2 protein-coding genes (1 of these 2 running past the window's edge) are annotated in these 20,012 nt (G+C 63.4%); both read left to right on the forward strand.

Annotation, left to right across the window (positions count from 1 at the left end; genetic code table 11):
* On the forward strand, window positions 1-13,011 hold the full coding sequence (locus HUW52_RS14530; protein WP_175554029.1) for a non-ribosomal peptide synthetase: 13,011 nt from the start codon (window positions 1-3) through the stop codon (window positions 13,009-13,011).
* On the forward strand, window positions 13,008-20,012 hold the start of the coding sequence (locus tag HUW52_RS14535) for a non-ribosomal peptide synthase/polyketide synthase (protein WP_175554030.1). 10,842 nt of this gene lie beyond the right edge of the window; only the first 7,005 of its 17,847 coding nucleotides appear in the window; its start codon is at window positions 13,008-13,010; its stop codon lies off the right edge, out of view. The genes HUW52_RS14530 and HUW52_RS14535 overlap by 4 nt, the downstream gene beginning before the upstream one ends.

The raw sequence follows: 20,012 nt of genomic DNA on the forward strand, positions 1-20,012 counted from the left end.
ATGCATTTCAGCGAACTGATGGCTGCCATTTCCACCCATGCGATCCGCCTTCAACAGGAAGATGAAGACCTGGTCATTCTGGGCAGTGACGACGCGCTGGATGACGCGTTGTGGGACAGCCTCGCGGCGCACAAGGCGCAACTGCTGGAGCTGGTCGCCGAACACGGCGGTGATTGGCTGAGCCCGGCCTTTCGCATCACCCCTGACATGCTGCCGCTGGTGAATCTGCAGCAGGATGCCCTCGACCGCATCGTCGCCACGGTGCCGGGTGGCGCCGCCAACGTACAGGACATTTATCCGTTGTCCGCGTTGCAGGAAGGCATGCTTTATCACCATCTCTCGGCGGTTGCCGGTGACCCCTACAGCTCTCAGGCGCTTTTCGTATTCGCCAGCCAGGAACGGCTTGATGCGTTCGCGCAGGCACTGCGTTGGGTGGTCAAACGTCACGACATCCTGCGCACCTCGTTCGTATGGGAATACCTCGACGAGGCCGTGCAAGTGGTCTGGCGCGAGGCGCCGCTGGTGTGTCAGGAAATCACCGTGAACAGCGCCACCGACGTTTTGGCGCAACTGCTCGAACGTCATGAGCCACAGAACTTCTGTCTCGACCTGCAGCAAGCGCCGCTGCTGCGCATCGTCTATGCGCAGGATCCCGCCGAGGGCCGCGTGGTCGCGCTGTTGCTGTTTCATCACATGATCATTGATCACGTGGCGCTCGATGTGATGCGCCAGGAAATTCAGGCATATCTGCTCGGGCAGACCGCGCATGTGTCTGCGGCGGTGCCGTATCGCGATCATTTGGCCAGGGCACGCAATGCTGGCAACGAGCAGGCGCAGGAAGGGTTTTTCCGCGAGATGCTCGCCGACATCGACGAGCCAACGCTGCCGTGCGGTTTGCAGGATGTACAGGGCGACGGCCACACCATCGAGCAAGCCTCGTTGATGCTCGACGGTCGCTTGATCCGGCGGTTGCGCGAGCAGGCCCGGCAGTTGGGCGTAAGTGTTGCAAGCCTGACGCACTTGGCTCTGGCGCGGGTGCTGGGGCAATTGTCCGGGCGCACTTCGGTAGTGTTCGGCACAGTGCTTTTGGGGCGGATGGACGCAGGCGAGGGGGGTGAACAGGCGTTGGGGATGTTCATCAACACGTTGCCGCTGCGGGTCGATGTTGGCGAGCAAAGCGTGCGTGCTGGCGTGCTGGCGACCCATCGGCGCCTGACCGCGTTGTTGGCCCATGAGCAAGCCTCGCTGGCGCTGGCGCAACGCTGCAGCGCGGTGGCAGTGCCGACGCCGCTGTTCAGTGCGATCCTCAATTACCGGCACAACAGCGTCGAAGCCGTCGCTGATGTCGTCGACATTGCCCCCGGTGTGCAAATGGTGGGCGTGCGCGGGCGCACCAACTATCCGCTGACCATCAATATCGATGATCTCGGCGAAGACTTGCGCCTCACTGCGCTGGCAGATTCCGTGCTCGGTGCCGAGCGCATGACGACTTATCTGAATACGGCGCTGGAACGCCTGGCCGCAGCCTTGCAAGACGCTCCCTACGCCCCGATGCACACGCTGCAAATCCTACCCGCCCGCGAACGCGAACAACTGCTGCTCGGCGTTAACTCTCCGTTGGCGCAGTTCCCCGAAACACCACTGATCCACCAACAGTTCGAAGCTCACGCGCAGGCCCGACCAGACGCCACGGCGCTGATTTTTGAAGGGCAAACGCTCTGCTATGGCGAACTCAATCGTCGCGCCAACCAGGTAGCGCATCATCTGTTGGCCCTGAACATTCGTCCCGATGACCGCGTGGCAATCTGCGTGGAACGCGGCCCGCAAATGCTCATCGGCCTGCTCGCTGTGCTCAAGGCGGGCGCCGGTTATGTGCCGATCGATCCGGCCTATCCGCTCGACAGAATCAGTTTCACCATGCAAGACAGCGCCCCGGCAGCGGTGCTGATGCAGTCCGCGACGCGTGATCGCGTGGCTGATCTCGAGGTGCCGCAAATTGACCTCGGCAGCGCTCACCTCAAGGCCGAACTCGACAGCAATCCGCAAATTCCCGAGCTGACTCCGGCGCATCTGGCGTACGTGATCTACACCTCTGGCTCCACTGGTCTGCCCAAAGGCGTGATGGTCGAGCACCGCAACGTGACGCGGCTGTTTTCTGCTACCCATGACTGGTTCCAGTTCAATCAGCAGGACACCTGGGCGCTGTTCCATTCCTTCGCCTTCGACTTCTCGGTGTGGGAAATCTGGGGCGCGCTGGCCTTCGGTGGGCAATTGCTGCTGGTCCCGCAAGCTGTCAGCCGTTCGCCGGACGACTGCTATGCATTGCTCTGCGAATCCGGCGTGACCGTGCTCAACCAGACGCCGAGTGCGTTCCGCCAACTGATCGCCGCGCAGGGTCGCAGTCAGTTGCAGCACTCCTTGCGGGATGTGATTTTTGGTGGTGAAGCGCTGGAACCGGGCCTGCTCAAACCGTGGTACGCGCGGGTCGGCAATGCCGGTACACGGCTGGTGAACATGTACGGCATCACCGAAACCACGGTGCACGTGACCTATCGGCCGCTGCAAGCCGCCGACGCGCAGTTGCTCGGCGTCAGCCCGATTGGTGTGCGCATTCCCGACCTGCAACTGTATGTCCTTGATGCGCGGCGTGAACCGGTTCCGGTCGGCGTGATTGGCGAGTTGTACGTCGGTGGCGCGGGCGTGGCGCGTGGTTATCTGAATCGCGAAGCGCTGACCGCCGAACGCTTTATCAATGATCCGTTCGGCGAAAACGCCGAGGCGCGCTTGTACAAAACCGGCGACCTGGCGCGCTGGGCCGCTGACGGCAACCTCGAGTACCTGGGGCGCAACGACGATCAGGTGAAAATTCGCGGTTTCCGCATTGAACTGGGCGAAATCGAAGCACGCCTGTCTGCCTGCGCAGGCGTGCGCGAAGCCGTGGTGATCGCCCGCGAAGACAGACCCGGCGATCAGCGTCTGGTCGCGTACTGGCTGGCCGACGAAGGCGTCGCGCCGGATGTGGCGCAATTGCGCGATCAACTGCTGGCTTCGCTGGCTGAGTACATGGTGCCGAGCGCCTTCGTGCGTCTCGACGCTTTGCCGCTGACCGCCAACGGCAAGCTCGACCGCAAAGCCCTGCCTGCGCCGGACAGCGAAGCCTTCGCCCGTCGTGGTTTTGAAGCGCCAGTCGGCGCCGTGGAAAACCTGATCGCCGGGCTCTGGCAGACATTGCTCGGTGTCGAGCAGGTCGGCCGCCATGACAATTTCTTCGAACTCGGTGGTCATTCGTTACTGGCGGTGAAGCTGATCGAACGCATGCGACAACAGGATCTTCACTGTGACGTTCGCGTGCTGTTCGGTCAGCCTAGCGTGGCAGCGCTGGCGGCGACTCTGAGCAGCGAACGCGTCATCGTCGTTCCCGACAACCAGATCGAACCGGGTTGCACACGCATTACTCCGGCGATGCTGCCGCTGGCCAATCTCGATCAAACCGCAATCGATCGTGTCGTTGCAACTGTGCCGGGCGGCATCGCCAATGTGCAGGACATCTATGGGTTGGCGCCGTTGCAGGCGGGGATTCTCTATCACCATCTGGCGACCAGTGCTGGCGATCCGTATGTGTTGCAGACGCAATTCGCCTTCGACGGTCTGGCGCAGATCAAAGAGTTTGTCCGAGTCTTGAACGGCGTGATCAAACGTCATGACATTCTGCGCACCGGCATCGTCTGGGAAGGACTGGAAGAGGCGGTGCAAGTGGTCTGGCGCGAGGCGCCACTGGCGCTGGAGCGCGTCGATGCCGATGAACTCGACGGCGACGTGCTGGAGCAGATGCAGGCGCGTTTCGATCCACGCCACTATCGTCTGGACCTCGATCGAGCGCCGCTGATGCGCTTTGTCTACACCGAAGATCAGTCGCACAACCGTTGGATCGGCATCCTCCTGATGCACCATATCGTCCTTGATCACACCGCACTGGAAGTGCTGGTCGCGGAAATGAGCGATGTAATGCTCGGCCATAGCGTCGATCTGCCGCCGCCGGTGCAGTACCGCCACTTCGTCGCACAGGCGCGGCTCGGCGCCGATGATCGGGCCCACGAAGCGTTCTTTCGCGAGATGCTCGCCGACATTGACGAGCCGACCGTGGCCTTCGGTTTGCAGGACGTGCACGGCGACGGCAGCGCCATCCTCGACAGTCATGCCGAGCTGGACGCCGGCCTCGGCCAACGTCTGCGCGAGCAGGCGCGGCGGATGGGTGTCAGCGTTGCCAGCCTGGTGCATCAGGCCTGGGCTCAGGTGTTGGCGCAGGTTTCCGGCCAGCCAGACGTGGTGTTCGGCACTGTATTACTGGGGCGCATGCAGGGCGGAGAAGGTGCAGATCGGGCGCTGGGCATGTTCATCAACACCTTGCCGTTACGCGTCAGCGTCGGTGCTGATGCGGTAGAACACGGCGTGCGTGCGACGCATGCGCGTCTGGCGCAGTTGCTCGGCCATGAGCAGGCGTCATTGGCGCTGGCCCAGCGTTGCAGCGGTGTCGGCGGTGCGCAGACGCTGTTCAGCACCTTGCTCAACTACCGCCACAGTGCGCCGGAGTCGGCCGCTGTAGCGTGGCAAGGCGTGCAGATTCTCAGCTCGCGCGAGCGCAGCAATTATCCACTGGTGGTCAGTGTCGACGACCTCGGCGAAGGTTTCCGCCTGAACGTGCAAGCGGTGCCGCAGGTGGACGGTGCGCGGGTCTGCGATTACTTGCAAACCGCGTTGCACAGTCTGGTCACGGCACTTGAGTACACGCCGACGGCGCCGTTGCAGCAACTGACGATCGTGTCGCCAAGCGAACGGCAACGGGTGCTGGTTGGCTTCAACATCAGCGGTCGTGAATACCCGCCCGCGCAGACCGTGCCGCGTCTCTTTGAAGCGCAAGTCCTGGCGCACCCCGAGGCGCTGGCGGTGGTGCAGGGCGAGCAACAGTTCAGCTACCGCGAACTGAATCAGCGCGCCAATCGCCTCGCCCATCACCTGATCGGCCTCGGCGTGCAAGTCGATGACCGTGTTGCGCTGTGCCTGCGTCGCGGCCCGGACATGCTCGTTGCGCTGCTGGCGATTCTCAAGGCCGGCGCCGGTTACGTGCCGATTGACCCCGATTACCCGGCTGAACGCATCGCCTACCTGTTGCAGGACAGCGACCCGATCGCGGTGCTGGCGCAGGCCTCGACGCGCGACCTGCTCGGCGCCGTCCCGGTGATTGATTTGCACGCCAGCGACTGGCGCCACCTGCCTGACGATAATCCGCAACGGCCGGGGCTGACTCCGGAAAACCTGGCTTACGTGATCTACACCTCGGGTTCTACCGGGCAACCGAAAGGCGTGATGGTCGAGCAGCGTACCCTGGAAAACCTCGTGCACTGGCACGCCGAAGCCTTCGACCTGCACGCCGGCAGCCACACTGCCAGCGTCGCCGGTTGCGGCTTCGATGCCATGGCGTGGGAGGTCTGGCCAGCGCTGTGCGTCGGCGCGACGGTGCATCTGCCGCCGGTGTCGATCGGCAACGAACACCTCGATGAATTGCTCGAATGGTGGCGCGCGCAGCCGTTGCAAGTGAGCTTTCTGCCGACCCCGGTGGCCGAATACGCGTTCAGTCGCGGGCTGGGTCATCCGACCCTGCGCACGTTGTTGATCGGCGGCGACAAGTTGCGCCAGTTCCCGCGTGATCAGACCTTCGACGTAATCAACAACTACGGCCCGACCGAAGCCACGGTGGTCGCGACTTCCGGGCGCATCGAGCTCGGGCGGGTTCTGCACATTGGCCGGCCGATTGCCAATGCCAAAGTCTATCTGTTGGACCGTCAGCAACAGCCCGTGCCAACCGGTGTGCAGGGCGAGTTGTATGTCGGTGGCGCCGGGGTAGCGCGCGGCTATCTTAATCGTCCGGAACTGACCGCAGCGCAGTTCCTCGACGATCCGTTCAGCGACGAACCGCACGCGCGGATGTACCGCACTGGCGACCTCGCGCGCTGGCTGGACGATGGCAACATCGAATACCTGGGACGCAATGACGATCAGGTGAAACTGCGCGGTGTACGGATTGAACTGGGTGAAATCGAGGCGGTGCTGAGTGCCCACGATGCGGTTCGCGAATGCGTGGTGCTGGTGCGTGACGGCCGTCTCGTCGCTTGGTTCACTGAAATCGAGTCGGTCGAGATCAGCGCCTTGCACCAGCATCTGCAAGCGCGACTGCCGGACACTTTAGTGCCCGCGGCTTACGTGCGCCTGGACAGCCTGCCGCTGACCGCCCACGGCAAACTCGACCGCAAGGCCTTGCCCGAGCCGGATCAGGACGCGTGGCTCAGCCGTGAATATGCAGCGCCACAAGGCCCGGTCGAAGTGGCACTCGCGCAGATCTGGGCCGACGTACTGAACATCGAGCAGATCGGCCGCCACGACAATTTCTTCGAACTGGGCGGCCATTCGCTTTTGGCGGTTAGCCTGATCGAGCGCATGCGTCAGGTCGGTCTGAGCGCCGATGTGCGCGTGCTGTTCAATCAGCCGAACCTGGCTGCGCTGGCACGGGCCTTGGGCAGTGGACGGGAAATCGTAGTACCGGCCAATCTGATTCCGGCTGCTTGCACCCGCATCACGCCCGACATGCTCACCCTGACCACGCTGGATCAGGCCAGCATCGAGCGCATCGTCGCGACGGTGCCCGGCGGCGCTGCCAATGTGCAGGACATCTATCCGCTGGCACCGCTGCAGGAAGGCATTCTTTATCACCACCTGAGTGCCGAGCAGGGCGATCCGTACCTGCTGCAATCGCGTCTGGCCTTCGACAGCCTCCAACGTTTGCAGACCTTCGCCGAACACTTGCAGCAGGTCATCGTCCGCCACGACATTCTGCGCACCAGCGTGGTCTGGGAAGGTTTGCCCAACCCGCAGCAAGTGGTCTGGCGCGAGGCCCGGATGGTCGTCCAGCAGGTGCTGCTGGATGCGCAGGACGGCGACATTCTCGAGCAGTTGCACGCGCGTTTCGATGCCCGACATTTCCGTCTCGACCTCAATCAGGCACCGCTGATCCGCATGGTCTACGCCGAAGATCCGGCGCAACAGCAAGTCGTCGCCATCGTGCTGTTCCATCACTCGATTCTCGACCACACCGCCATGGACGTGATCGGTCGGGAAATGCACGCGTTGATGTTCGATCAACTCGACACGCTGACGCCGCCGATGCCTTACCGCAACTACGTGGCGCAGGCCCGCCTGGGCACCGATGAGCAGGCGCACGAAGCATTCTTCCGCGAGATGCTCGGCGATATCGACGAGCCGACCTTGCCCTTCGGCCTGCAGGATGTGCAGGGCGACGGGCGTGGCATCGAAGAAGCGCTGCAAGCGGTCGATGCCGCTCTCAATTTGCGTCTGCGCGAACAGGCGCGGCAATTGGGGGTGAGCCCGGCGAGCCTGATGCACATGGCCTGGGCTCAGGTGCTGGGCGTGGTCTCCGGCCGCCGCGACGTGGTCTTCGGCACGGTGTTGATGGGGCGCATGCAGGGCGGTGAGGGTGCCGACCGCACGCTCGGGGTGTTTATCAATACCTTGCCGTTGCGGGTTGATCTCGCTGAAGGCGTGCGTGCCGGGGTGAAAACCACCCATGCGCGGCTGACGGCGCTGCTCGGCCATGAACATGCGTCGCTGGCGCTGGCCCAGCGTTGCAGCGCCATGACCGGTTCTGCACCGCTGTTCAGCGCCTTGCTCAACTATCGACACAGCGCCGCCGCACAACAGCCGCGCGACAACCAGGGTATCTGGCAGGGCGTGCGCATGCTCGGTGGCGAGGAGCGCAGCAATTATCCGCTGACCCTGTCGGTGGATGATCTGGGCGAAGGGTTTGCCCTCGACGTGCTGGCAGTCGCCGAGATTGGTGCGCAACGGATCTGCAGTTACATGCACACCGCACTGGAACATCTGGTGACGGCACTGGAGGAGGCACCGCAACGCCCGCTCAACCGTTTGCCGGTGCTTTCGGTGGCGGAATACGAACACTTGCTGGTCGGTTTCAACCAACAAGGCGCGGCCTACCCGCGTGGCGCGACGATTCAGCGCTTGGTCGAGGCGCAGGCCGAGCAGCAGCCGGATGCACTGGCGGTGGTTCAAGGCGTGCAGCAACTGACTTACGCGCAACTCAATCAGCGTGCCAATCGCCTGGCCCATCACTTGCTCGGCCTCGGCGTGCAGCCCGATGACCGTATCGCCGTGTGCCTGCGCCGTGGCCCGGACATGCTCGTCGCGTTGCTGGCGATCCTCAAGGCCGGCGCCGGTTATGTGCCGGTCGATCCGGCGTACCCGGCAGAACGCATCGCCTATCTGTTGCAGGACAGCGCGCCGATGGCGGTGCTGGCGCAGGCTGCGACGGCTGATTTGCTCGGCGCAGTGCCGCTGATTGATCTGGACAATCCGACCTGGCAACAGCTGTCCGCGAGCAATCCGCAAGTGCCGACGCTGACCCCGGCGCATCTGGCCTACGTGATTTACACCTCCGGCTCCACCGGCCAGCCGAAGGGCGTGATGGTCGAACACGCGACGCTGGAAAACCTCGTGCACTGGCACTGCGAGGCCTTCGACCTGCGCGCCGGCAGCCACACGTCTAGCGTCGCCGGCTTCGGTTTCGATGCCATGGCGTGGGAGGTCTGGCCGGCGCTGTGTGTCGGCGCGACCCTGCACTTGCCGCCGCAAACGGTGAGCAACGAGCACCTCGACGAGTTACTGCAATGGTGGCGTACGCAGCCGTTGCAGGTGAGTTTCCTGCCGACGCCGGTGGCCGAATATGCGTTCAGTCGCGACCTCGGCCACCCGACCTTGCGCACGCTGTTGATCGGTGGCGACAAACTGCGCCAGTTCCCCCGCGAGCAGACCTTCGCGGTGATCAATAACTACGGCCCGACCGAAGCCACGGTGGTTGCCACCTCCGGCGCGGTCGAGGCCGGGCAGGTGCTGCACATCGGTCGACCGATGGCCAACGCGAAAATTTATCTGCTCGACGACCAGCAGCGCCCCGTGCCGGTCGGCGTCGCCGGCGAGTTGTATGTCGGCGGTGCCGGTGTGGCGCGCGGTTATCTGCATCGTCCCGAGCTGACGGCCGAACGCTTCCTCGACGACCCGTTCAGCGACGAACCGCAGGCGCGCATGTACCGCACTGGTGACCTTGCACGCTGGCTGGCTGACGGCAGCGTCGAATACCTGGGGCGCAACGATGATCAGGTCAAACTGCGCGGCGTGCGCATCGAACTGGGAGAAATCGAAGCGGCGTTGACCGGTCACGAAGCCGTGCAGGATTGCGTGGTGCTAGTGCGCGACGGGCAGTTGCTGGCGTGGTTTACCGAACGGCTGAACGTCGACATCGAGGACTTGCGCAGTCATCTGCAAGCGCAGTTGCCGCAAGCGCTGGTGCCCGCTGCTTACGTGCGCCTGCAAGCTCTGCCGCTGACCGCCAATGGCAAACTCGACCGCAAGGCGTTGCCGGAGCCTGATCAGACGGCGTGGCTGAGCCGCGAATATGCCGCACCGCAAGGTTCGGTGGAAATCGTGCTGGCACAGATCTGGTCCGAAGTTCTCAACATCGAACAGGTCGGACGTCACGACAACTTCTTTGAATTGGGCGGGCATTCCCTGCTGGCGGTGACGCTGATCGAGCGCATGCGCCAGGTCGATCTGAGCACCGACGTGCGCGTGCTGTTCAGCCAACCGACCCTGGCCGCGCTGGCGGCGGCGGTGGGCAGCGGCCGCGAGGTTGCAGTGCCGGACAATCTGATTCCCGCCGATTGCACACAGATCAACCCGGACATGTTGACGCTGGTACAACTGGATCAGGCCAGCCTCGAGCGCATCGTCGCCACGGTGCCGGGTGGCGCTGCCAACGTGCAGGACATTTATCCGCTGGCGCCGTTGCAGGAAGGGATTCTTTATCACCACCTCAGCGCCGTGAAAGGCGATCCGTACCTGCTGCAATCGTGTCTGGCGTTCGACAGCGTCGAGCGTGTTCAAGCGTTCGCGGCGGCGCTGCGTCAAGTCATGACCCGCCACGATATCCTGCGTACTTCGATAGTCTGGCAAGGCCTGCCGGCGCCGGTGCAAGTGGTCTGGCGGCATGCGGAGCTACCGGTCCAAGCCGTGGCGCTGGAGCCGGCGCAGGGCGAAGCCATCGATCAGTTGCGGGCGCGCTTCGATGCACGGCATTGCCGTCTGGAACTTGATCAGGCACCGCTGCTGCGTCTGGTATATGCCCTCGACGCAGACCATCAGCGCGTCGTCGCCATGCTGTTGTTCCATCACATCGCCATGGACCACACCGCGCTGGCGGTGGTCAGCGAAGAAATGCAGGCGATTTTGCGCGGCGATGAGCGATTGCCGGCGCCCGCTGTGCCATACCGCAATTATGTCGCGCAGACCCGTCTTGGTGTCAGTGAACAAGAGCACGAAATATTCTTCCGCGAGATGCTCGGCGACATCGACGAACCGACGCTGCCGTTCGGCTTGCAGGATGTGCACGGCGACGGCAATGACATCGAGGAAGTCTGCCAGCCGCTGCCTGCTGCGGTGGCACAGCGGCTGCGCAGTCAGGCGCGTTTGCTCGGTGTCAGCGTCGCCAGTCTGTTCCATCTCGCCTGGGCGCGGGTGCTGGCGGCAACGTCCGCTCAGGAGCGCGTGGTCTTCGGCACGGTGTTGCTCGGCCGCATGCAGGGCGGGGCGGGCGCGGATCGTGGGCTGGGCATGTTCATCAACACCTTGCCATTGCGCGTGGATGTTGACGAAAGCGACGTGCGCGCCGGGGTCAAGGCGACCCATGCGCGGCTCAGTGCGCTGTTGGCCCACGAACATGCCTCGCTGGCGTTGGCCCAGCGTTGCAGCGGTGTCGCGGCGCCGTCGCCGCTGTTCAGCGCGATGCTCAATTACCGCCATAGCGACAGCGAAGCTCGGCAAAATACCAAACGTGAGGCCTGGCAGGGCATCGAATCCCTCGCCGGTGAGGAACGCACCAATTACCCGTTGACCCTCAACGTCGATGATCTGGGCAGCGGCTTCCAACTGACAGTGATGACCCCGTCGCACATCGGTGCGGCACGTATTGGCCAGTACATGGAGAACGCGCTGTTCGCGCTGGTTGAAGCGCTGGAGCACACACCGCAGCAACCGTTGAACCGCCTGACGGTGTTGGCGGACGAGGAGCGGCAGGCGTTGCTGTTCGGCCGCAACGACACCGCCGTCGATTACGACTTGCAGCAGACGCTGCACGGCTTGTTCGAAGCGCAGGTGCTGCGCACGCCACAAGCTGTCGCAGTAGGCGCCGACGATCAGACATTGAGCTACGCGCAGTTGAACGAGCGCGCCAACCGCTTGGCCCGGCACTTGATCAGCCTCGGCGTGCAAGTGGATTCACGGGTGGCGATCTGCGTCGAACGCAGCCTGGAAATGGTTGTTGGCTTGCTGGCGATCAACAAGGCCGGTGCCGGTTATGTGCCGCTCGACCCGGCCTATCCACCGGAGCGCCTTGCCTACATGCTCCAAGACAGCGCGCCGGCCGTGGTGTTGGTGCACGGGGCGACCCGCGAGTTGCTGGGGGATATCAAGGCGGTCGATCTTGACCAGAACACCTGGCAATCCCTGTCCGCCGACAATCCGCAAATCCCGGCGCTGACCCCACAGCACACTGCCTACGTGATCTACACCTCCGGCTCCACAGGTCAACCGAAAGGCGTGGTCAATGAGCATGCCGGTGTGGTCAACCGCTTGTTGTGGATGCAGGACGCTTATCGCCTGACGGCTGCCGACTCGGTGTTGCAGAAAACCCCGTTCAGCTTCGACGTATCGGTGTGGGAGTTCTTCTGGCCGTTGATGACCGGCGCGCGACTGGTCATGGCGCGGCCCGACGGGCACAAGGATCCGCAATATCTGAGCGAAGTGATCGAACGTGAAAACATCACCACGCTGCACTTTGTGCCGTCGATGCTCGACGTGTTCCTCGCCAACAGCGACACCACACGCTGCGACGGCGTGCGTCGGGTGATGTGCAGCGGTGAAGCGTTGCCGGGCAGTCTGGTGCGGCGTTTCAAACTCCAGTTAATGGGCAGCGAGTTGCATAACCTCTACGGCCCGACTGAAGCCGCCGTCGATGTCACCGCATGGGACTGCACCGGATCCATCGAGCAGACCCCGGACAACACGCCGATCGGCAAACCGATCGCCAACACCCGCCTGTACATCCTCGATGCGCAGCAGCAACCGGTGCCGCAAGGCGTGATCGGCGAGTTGTACATCGCCGGTGTGCAGGTGGCGCGCGGTTATCTGAACCGGCCTGAGCTGAGTGCCGAGCGCTTCCTCGAGGATCCGTTTCATCCGCACGGGCGCATGTACCGCACTGGCGACGTCGCGCGCTATCGGCCGGACGGCAATATCGAGTACCTGGGCCGTAACGATGATCAGGTGAAGATTCGCGGTCTGCGCATTGAACTGGGCGAAATTCAGGCACGTCTTGCCCAGATCGAAGGTGTGCAGGAAGCCGTGGTGGTCGCCCGCGAAGAGGTGCCCGGCGACAAACGTCTGGTCGCGTATTACACCGGTGAACGCCTGGAAATCGACGTGCTGCGCGCCCAACTGTTGGAAAATTTGCCGGATTACATGGTGCCTGCGGTGTTTGTGCATCTCGACGCTTTGCCGCTGAGCCCCAACGGCAAACTCGACCGCAAGGCCCTGCCGGCGCCGGACCGGCAAGCGCTGAAAACCCGCGAATACGAAGCGCCGGTCGGCGACGTCGAAATCACCCTCGCACGGCTCTGGGCCGAGCTGCTCAACGTCGAACGGGTAGGGCGTCACGACCATTTCTTTGAACTGGGTGGTCACTCATTACTGGCGGTCAGTCTGATCGGCCGGTTGCGTCAGGAAGGCATGGAAGCCGACGTCAGGGCGTTGTTTGAACAACCGACCCTGGCCGGCTACGCCGCAATTACCGAAAGAATGGAGATCGTCCTGTGAATGTGCTCGAACTGTTGGCAACCCTGAAGGCAAAAGACATTCAGTTGGCGGTGACCGATGAGCAATTGCGCGTCAACGGCAACAAACAGGCGTTGAGCGATCCGGCGCTGCTGGCGGCGCTGCGCGAGCACAAACCGGCACTGATCGAACTGATCAAGGCCGGGCAATACTCGGCCACCCGCGTTGGCCAGATCGATGTGCCAGCCAACGGCATTCTTCCCGGCACCACGCACATCACGCCAGCGATGGTGACTCTGGCTGACGTGGATCAGCCGACCCTTGACCGCTTGCTCGCCGAGGTACCGGGCGGCGCCGCCAATGTGCAGGATATCTACCCACTGGCGCCGTTGCAGGAAGGCATCCTCTATCACCACGCGAGCAACGAGCAGGGCGATCCCTACGTCATGCAATCGTACTTCGCGTTCAGCAGCCGCGAGCGTCTGCAGGACTTCGCGCAAGCCTTGCAAAAGGTCATCGATCGCCACGATATCCTGCGCACGGCGGTGCATTGGGAGGGGCTGGACGTGCCGCTGCAAGTGGTCTGGCGCCAGGCACAGTTGCCGATGGAAGAGGTCGTGCTGGCAGACGGCGCAAATGATGCGCTGCAGCAACTGCACGAACGTTTCGATGCGCGGCATTTCCGTCTGGACGTGCGGTGTGCGCCGATGATGCGTCTGGCCTACGCGTGGGACGAGGATGGTCAGCGCGTGGTCGCGACGTTGTTGTTCCATCACATGGCGCTGGATCACTCGGCGCTCGACGTGGTGCGTCATGAACTGCTCGCCTGCCTCACCGGCCAGGATCAATCGCTCGGGCGCCCGGTGCCGTTTCGCAATTACGTGGCGCAGGCGCGGCTGGGTATCAGCGAAACCGAACACGAGGCGTTTTTCCGCGAGATGCTCGCTGACATTGCCGAGCCGACGCTGCCCTACGGTTTGCAGGATGTGCAGGGCGACGGCCTCGGCATCGCCGAGCTGAGCCTGCCGATCAACCCGCTGCTCGGGCAACGTCTGCGGGCGCAGGCGCGGCAGCTCGGCGTGAGTGTCGCGAGCCTGTTTCATCTGGGCTGGGCGCAGGTATTGGCCACGCTCACCAGCAAACAAAACGTAGTATTCGGTACGGTGCTGATGGGGCGTATGCAAGGCGCCGAAGCCACCGAGCGGGCGCTGGGGATTTTCATCAACACCTTGCCGCTGCGCGTTGATGTCGATGCGCAGGGCGTGCGTGCGGCGGTGGAGGCGACGCACAAACGCCTGACCACGCTGATGCGCCACGAGCACGCGCCGCTGGCACTGGCCCAGCGTTGCAGTGGCGTGGTCGCGCCGACGCCGTTGTTCAGTGCCTTGCTCAATTACCGCCACAGCCACACGGCGGCGACCGCAAGTGCCGAGACCCTGGCGGCGTGGGAAGGCATCAGCACGATCAGTTCCGAAGAACGCACCAACTATCCGCTGACCCTGAGCATCGACGATTTCGGCGATGCCTTCAGCCTGACGTTACTGGCCACCACCGAGGTCGATCCACAGCGCATCTGCGATTACTTGCACTGCGCCCTGGAAAGTCTGGTGTTGGCGTTGGAACTGGCGCCGGACAGCGCGCTCAACCAATTACCGATTCTGCCGGCGGCAGAGCGCGAGCAGCTGCTGCTGGCGTTCAATGACAACCACGCCGAATTCCCGGCAATGTTGACCATCGCCCAGCGTTTCGAGGCGCAAGTGGCGCAGCGGCCCGAAGCCGTGGCCGCGCAATACCTCGGTGAGCAACTGAGTTATGCCGAGCTCAACCGGCATGCCAACGCCTTGGCCCATCATCTGATCGCGCTCGGGGTGAAACCTGACGATCGCGTCGCCATTGTCGCCCGTCGTGGCCTCGATACGCTGGTCGGACTAGTGGCGATTCTCAAGGCCGGCGCCGGTTATGTGCCGGTCGACCCGGCGCACCCGGCCGAGCGTCTGCACTACTTGCTCAGCGACAGCGCCCCCGTCGCCGTGCTCACCCAGAATAATCTGCGGGAGCGCCTGCCGGCGCTGCAGGTGCCGGTGATCGATCTCGATCCGCTGACCTGGCCGCTGAGCGAGACCCTTGACCCGCAGGTGCCGGGCCTGACCGTCGCACATCTGGCCTACGTGATCTACACCTCCGGTTCCACCGGCCTGCCCAAAGGCGTGATGGTCGAACACCGCACTTTGTCGAATCTGGTCGACTGGCATTGCTCAGCGTTTGATCTGTGCGCCGGTCGCCACACTTCAAGCCTTGCCGGGTTCGGTTTCGACGCCATGGCCTGGGAAGTCTGGCCGGCGTTGTGTGCCGGCGCGACCCTGCACTTGGCACCGACTCACGAAGGCAGCGAGGATATCGATGCGTTGCTCGAGTGGTGGCGCGCGCAGCCACTGGACGTGAGTTTCCTGCCGACGCCCGTCGCTGAATACGCCTTCAGCCAGAACCTTGAACACCCGACGTTGCGTACATTGCTGATCGGTGGCGACCGCTTGCGCCAGTTCAGCCGCAACCAGCAATTCGACGTGATCAACAACTACGGTCCGACCGAAGCCACCGTGGTCGCGACCTCTGGACGCATCGAGGCAGGCGATGCCTTGCACATCGGCAAACCGGTGACCAATGCCACGGTGTATCTGCTCGATGCACAGCAGCGTCCGGTGCCGATTGGCGTCATGGGCGAGTTGTACGTTGGCGGTGCCGGGGTTGCTCGCGGCTATTTGAATCGCGCCGACCTGAGCGCTGAGCGCTTCCTCCATGACCCGTTCAGCCCCGTGCCGAATGCCCGCATGTATCGCACCGGCGATCTCGCACGCTGGCGTGCGGACGGCACGATCGAGTACCTGGGGCGTAACGACGATCAGGTGAAAATCCGCGGCGTGCGCATCGAACTCGGCGAAATCGAAACTCGCCTCAATCAGTTGCCTGGCATTCAGGAAGCGGTGTTGCTGGCGCGTGAAGATGAACCCGGCCAGCCGCGCCTGGTGGCGTATTTTACCGAGCAGAGTCAGGTTGAACCGCTGGCCGTAGCCGAGTTGCGCACGCACCTGTTGAGCCAGTTGCCGGAGTACATGGTGCCGGTGGCCTTCGTCAAACTCGACGCACTGCCGTTGACCGCCAATGGCAAGGTCGACCGCAAGGCCCTGCCGAAACCTGAGCGTGCGGCGCTGTTCACCCGCGAATACGAGGCACCGCACAACGAACTGGAAAGCGCCTTGGCGCAGATCTGGGCGCAGGTGCTGCACGTCGAGCGAGTAGGGCGTCAGGATCACTTCTTCGAGCTCGGCGGCCATTCGCTGTTGGCCATGCGCATGGTGTCCCAGGTTCGCCAGCGCCTTGGCGTGGAGCTGGCACTGGGCGATCTGTTTGCCAACGCCGAACTGGCAGCGGTTGCCGAGGCGGTGGCGCAGGCCGGGCGCAGCACGCAACCGGAGATTGTCGCGGTGGCCCGAGACGGCGCCTTGCCGCTGTCATTCGCTCAGCAACGCTTGTGGTTTCTCGCACAAATGGAAGGCGCCAACACCGCGTACAACATTCCCATCGGCCTGCGCCTGCGTGGGCAGTTGAATGAACCGGCCCTGCAACAAGCCTTGGCGCGCATCGTCGCGCGGCATGAAACCCTGCGCAGCCGTTTCGCCCAGTTCAACGACGAGGCGCAAGTGCTGATCGCCCCGGTCGACAGCGGTTTGCTGCTGCGCGTTGAAGACCTGCGCCAGCACCCGCAACCCGATGAAACCTTGCAGGCGCTGATTCAGGGCGAAGCCTCGGGGCCGTTCGATTTACAGGACGATGCGCTGATTCGCGGTCGGTTGGTGCGGCTCGCCGACGATCACCATGTGCTGTTGCTGACCCTGCACCACATCATCTCCGACGGCTGGTCGATGGGAGTTCTGACCCGTGAACTGATGGCGTTGTATCAGGCCTTCAGCCATGGCCAGCCGGATCCCCTGCCACCGCTGGCGCTGCAATACAGCGATTACGCGGTGTGGCAGCGACGCTGGCTCAGTGGTGAGGTGCTACAGCGTCAAAGCGAATACTGGCAACAGACCCTGGCCGGCGCTCCGGCACTGTTGACGTTGCCGACTGACCGCGTGCGCCCGGCGCAGCAGGATTACGCCGGCAGCACCGTCGACGTGGTGCTCGACGAACGCCTGAGCGCCGCACTCAAGGCCTTGGCTCAGCGTCACGGCGTGACGATGTACATGCTCCTGCTCAGTGCCTGGGCGAGTCTGTTGAGTCGTTTGTCCGGGCAAGCCGAAGTGGTCATCGGTTCGCCGGTGGCCAACCGTACCCGCGCCGAGATCGAAGGCTTGATCGGCATGTTCGTCAACACGCTGGCCTTGCGCATCGATACCTCGGGCGAGTTGAGCACTGAAGCGCTGCTGGCAAGGGTCAAGACGCGCACGCTGCAAGCGCAGGCGCATCAGGATCTGCCGTTCGAGCAAGTGGTGGAAATCACCAAGCCTGCGCGCAGCATGGCGCACAGCCCGTTGTTTCAAGCGATGTTCAGTTGGGACAGCGGCCATGGCGCGAGCCTGAGTCTGGGTGAGCTGACGCTGGAAAGCGTCGCCGAACCGAGCCACTTTGCCAAATTCGATCTGTCGCTGACGCTGGCAGACGCGCCGGGCGGGATTCGCGGTGTGCTGGAGTACGCCGTTGCCCTGTTCGACGAGTCGACCATTGAGCGTTATGTCGATTACTTCCAGCGACTGTTGCAGGCGATGGTCAGCAATGATCAAGCGGTACTGGAGCAGGTGGCGTTGTTGGCGGATGACGAGCGTCAGCACCTGCTGGTCGATCTGAACGCAACCGCCGTCACCCACGATCTCGAGTTGACCGTTCATGGTCGCTTCGAGGCGCAGGTGTTGCGCACGCCCGACGCTGACGCCGTGGTCGCCGGTGAGCAGCGTTTGAGTTACACCGAACTGAACCGCCGCGCCAACCAACTCGCCCATCACCTGCGCCAGTGCGGCGTGGGCAGCGATTCGCGGGTGGCGATCTGCGTCGAACGCGGGCCGGAGTTGTTGGTCGGTCTGCTGGCGATTCTCAAGGCCGGCGGCGCTTATGTGCCGCTCGACCCGGGTTATCCCGCCGAGCGTCTGGCCTACATGCTTGAGGACAGCGCGCCAGTGGCCGTGTTGATGCATGCGCCGACGCGCGCGCTGATCGGCGAGTGGGCCGGCGTGTTGGTCGATTTCGACCATTGCACCTGGCAAGACCTTGCGCAAAGCAACCCTCAGGTACCGGGCCTGAGTGCCGCGAACCTGGCTTATGTGATTTACACCTCGGGCTCCACCGGCACGCCGAAAGGCGTGATGGTCGAGCACCGCAATCTGGGTAATCTGCTGCACTGGAGCACCGGCCTGTGTCCGCTGCCGACTGGCGCCGCGCTGTTGCAGAAAACCCCGTTCAGCTTCGACGCTTCGGTGTGGGAGCTGTTCTGGCCGTTGTCCTGCGGCATGCGCCTGGTCCTCGCCGGCCCGGATGACCACCGCGATCCGGCCGCGCTGGTGCAACTGATTCGTGAGCAACAGGTCAATGTCGTCCAGTTCGTGCCGGCGCTATTGCAGCAATTCCTTGAAGTGGAAGAGGTCGGCGAGTGCAGCAGTCTTTCCGATGTGTTCTGTGGTGGCGGTGAGCTGACGGCCGCGTTGGTGCGCAGCGTCCGCGAGCGTCTGCCGCAGGTGCGCCTGCACAACGTTTATGGTCCGACCGAAGCCACCGTCGACAGTACGGTGTGGACGCTGGAACCGTATGCACCGGTGCCGCAAGGCGCGCCGCCGATTGGCAAACCGCTGTGCAACACCCGCGTGTACATCCTCGATGCTCATCGGCAACCGACGCCATTGGGTGTGGTCGGCGAGATGTATCTGGGCGGGGTGCAGGTGGCGCGGGGTTATCTGCATCGACCTGAGCTGACGGCCGAACGCTTTCTCGACGATCCGTTCAGTGACCAGCCTAGCGGGCGTTTGTACCGCACCGGCGACGTCGCGCGGTATCTGGCCGATGGCAACATCGAGTATCTGGGGCGCAATGACGATCAGGTCAAGATCCGTGGTCTGCGCATCGAATTGGGCGAGATTCAGGCGCATCTGGCGCACATCGACGGCGTGCGCGAAGCGGTGGTGCTCGCTCGTGAAGACGTGCCAGGCGATCAGCGTCTGGTCGCGTACTACAGCGGCGAGCCGCTGGAAATCGATCAATTGCGCAGCCAACTGCTCAAGCACTTGCCGGATTACATGGTGCCTGCGGTGTTTGTGCATTTGCAGGCCTTGCCACTGAGCCCCAACGGCAAACTGGACCGCCAGGCCTTGCCGGCCCCTGACCCGTCGGCGCTGCTGACCCGCGCGTACGAAGCCCCGGTCGGTGAAGTCGAAACCGTGATTGCCGGTATCTGGGCCGAGTTGCTGAAGGTTGAGCGGGTCGGGCGCTTCGATCATTTCTTCGAGCTGGGCGGCCACTCGCTGCTGGCGGTCAATCTGGTTGCGCGCATGCGCCGGGCCGGGCTGTCGGCGGATATTCGCGTGCTGTTCGACCAACCGACGCTGGCCGCGCTCGCTGCAGCAGTGGGTGGAGAACCCGAAGCGGCGGTGCCGGCAAATCTTGTTCCGGCCGATTGCACGCGCATCACGCCCGAACTGCTGCCACTGGTGGCGCTGGATCAAGCGAAGATTGACCGCATCGTTGCGAGTGTCCCCGGCGGTGCGTGCAACGTGCAGGACATCTACCCGCTGGCACCGTTGCAGACCGGTATCCTGTTCCATCATCTTTCCGCTGCGCAGGGTGATCCGTATGTGCTGCAGGCGCAGTTTGCCTTCGCCGATGAACAGCGTTTGCAAGCCTTCACCACTGCCCTGCAACGGGTGATTGAACGCCATGACATTCTGCGCACTTCGCTGTTCTGGGAAGGCCTTGAAGAGCCGGTGCAAGTGGTCTGGCGTCAGGCTTCGCTGAGCTGCGAGGCTTTGGAGCTCGATGCTGAAGCGGGCGATGCGCTGAGCCAG

Origin of the sequence: Pseudomonas sp. 43A (assembly GCF_013363935.1) — a bacterium.
Classification (GTDB): domain Bacteria; phylum Pseudomonadota; class Gammaproteobacteria; order Pseudomonadales; family Pseudomonadaceae; genus Aquipseudomonas; species Aquipseudomonas crudilactis.